The following is a 2,253-nucleotide window of genomic DNA, read 5'->3' as shown; positions in this document are numbered from 1 at the left end:
GTTCCACAGCCGCTTGAAGGAGCTACGGGCCCAAGCGCGAGTACGGGCACGGGAGTTGCCGATCAGCTCGTAGGCCGAACGGGCCGCCGGGCCGTTGTCTGGGCCGTCCGAGGTCGCTCAACAGTGGCCAACGACGACCCATGACAACCGCTCGGCCCCTCATGAACACCGTCCTGACCAGCAAAACCCAGCTCATCAAGATCCCCGGCAAGACCCAGGGCAAGAAGACATCGAGACCGCTGGTCTGACCGCAGTCCTTGACGGCAACACCGGTGCACCCTGCCGTATCAGGGAAGTCGAGGCCGGACACGGTGCAGGACGCCAGCGAGCCGCGTACCTAGCCCTTGGGCCGCCGGAAGGAACTCCTAAAGCGGGTGTCGCAAGTTCAAATCCTGCCGGGGGCACAGCACGGTTTCGTGCAGGTCACGGGCTACGGATGTTGCCGACGCAGTGATGGCAGCGCTGACGGCAACGACGGCAGACGGCAGCGGCAGACGGCAACCCGACACGATGGCGGCACGAGACGATCTGAACGCTCCACAACGGCGTGCCCGCGTCTTCTTTAGTCCGTGTCCCTCCGGTAGCAGCTTGGGTAATTGCTAGATGAGGTGTACTTAGGCAGGTCGTTGCGAAAAAAGCGGACATTCTGGCTCGGCGGCTGTGGATTTTTTAGCTCATTTGCCGCCGCCTGTGAAATAATCAGGCAGAACTTCTTGATCAATGGAGCGCGACCCGCTGAACGGAGCAGCTCAAGGGATGCTTCGTATCGGCCAGCCTGGTACATCCAGTCTTTGGCCACGAACCTGAATGATGGCTGTTGAGGTTTATCCTGACTGACGATAAATGGGGCGGGATCACTACTCCAAGTGGGATCGACTGACTCTGAGGTCGGATTGTAAGCCCACGTATCGGTTTCCCTCCAATAGAAAGCTGGCCTATCCGAAGAAGAGAGGGAACCAGTGGGGGTGAGGTGTAAACGCGCGTCGCGGATTACTTCAATACTCTCACTCTTGAACCTGGTCACGACTGTCGGCTGCACATAGAACCCAACCTCGTTGTCCTGCTTTTCGAGGCGAATGAGGTGAGGAAGCGTCATATCAACGGCGGGCTGCCTCTGCAGCTCAGCGAAGTTGTAAAGAGAAATAGACAGGGCACCAACGGCAGCACCCGTCGCGGACCATTTGTGCACGGACTCGAAGCGTCGCCTCCTACGAGACTTCGCCGTCTTCTTCATAGCGTCTTCCATGCCCCGAGTCTGCCCAGAACGCGATCCTTCGTCTGGCGGATTACTCCGTATGGACGGCGAAAAAGGCACCCGGCCAGCGTTTCGCCCGTCGACCTCAGCCTGTGCCCCACACGCCAGAACTTCCAGGCGATCGGGGCAGGCAACGAATACTGCGCCCAGTTCGTACGCGACCCATTGCCCGAGGTGCGCCCAGGAAGTGGCAAGCCGTACGGAAGAGGCACCTTGTGCTCGTGGCCGGGACATCCGCGGCTGCCTGTCTGGCCTCCAGAAGACACGGTGTCGAATGTGTGTCGAAGTCGGCGCGCAAGTCTCCAGCGGTCCGCGCGACTGTTGAGGTCGGAGGCCTACTGCGGGCGAACCAGCGATGCGCCTTCTAAGCACCGGGCCGCACGGTGCGGTGCCTTGCGGGCGAGCAGATACGTCGCTGCCGCAAGAGAATGCACAGGATTCGTTCGGCCCGCTGAGCACGCCTCTCGTCAGGCGACAGGACGGCAACCACTGCCGCGAACGACACCAAGACAGAACGGACGAGGATCCCAGCCGCGGAAACAACCCAGAGCCAGGTAGACATGGACAGCTCCTCAGGGAGAAGTGTCCCACTACCTACGGCTCGCCTGTCCGAATCCGGCTTCGTAGCGCTTCGGGATGACCTATACCGGCGTACCTGGCTTGGCGCGGCGCGGTGAGTTCGGACCCGACCCATGACCCGCGACAGCGGTGGTATACCCAGGCCACCTTCCTGCAACACCAGAGAGCTTCTGACATCACGGCTGACTGTGAGGATGTCGGTGGTGCCGCCCGAGGTGGTCTGACCCGCCAACTGACCGACGTCCAGGCTGTCTTGTTGATGAAATGTCGGCCAACTCGGGTGGTGCCGCCCTGCGCGCGGCCGGTCGGGCGTTTGTGACCTCATAGGAGCCCGGCCAAAGGTCCCATCACAGTCTTGTCCTCCCGCCCGACCGGCGCGTGCCATCCCTCATGCGTCGCACGGAAGGACAGCACTCATC

At 61.5% G+C, this 2,253-nt stretch carries 1 protein-coding gene; it reads right to left on the bottom strand.

The annotated features are described in order from the left end of the window. Positions 1-562 precede the first annotated feature (562 nt). Positions 563-1,246, bottom strand: a complete 684-nt coding sequence (locus tag IE318_RS44240; protein ID WP_189908472.1) for a hypothetical protein — start codon at positions 1,244-1,246, stop codon at positions 563-565. Positions 1,247-2,253 lie beyond the last annotated feature (1,007 nt).

This window comes from Streptomyces spiralis, assembly GCF_014654675.1.
Taxonomy (GTDB): domain Bacteria; phylum Actinomycetota; class Actinomycetes; order Streptomycetales; family Streptomycetaceae; genus Streptomyces; species Streptomyces spiralis.
The sequence above is the reverse complement of the archived record's forward strand: the minus strand, read 5'-3'. Positions and strand labels throughout refer to the sequence as shown.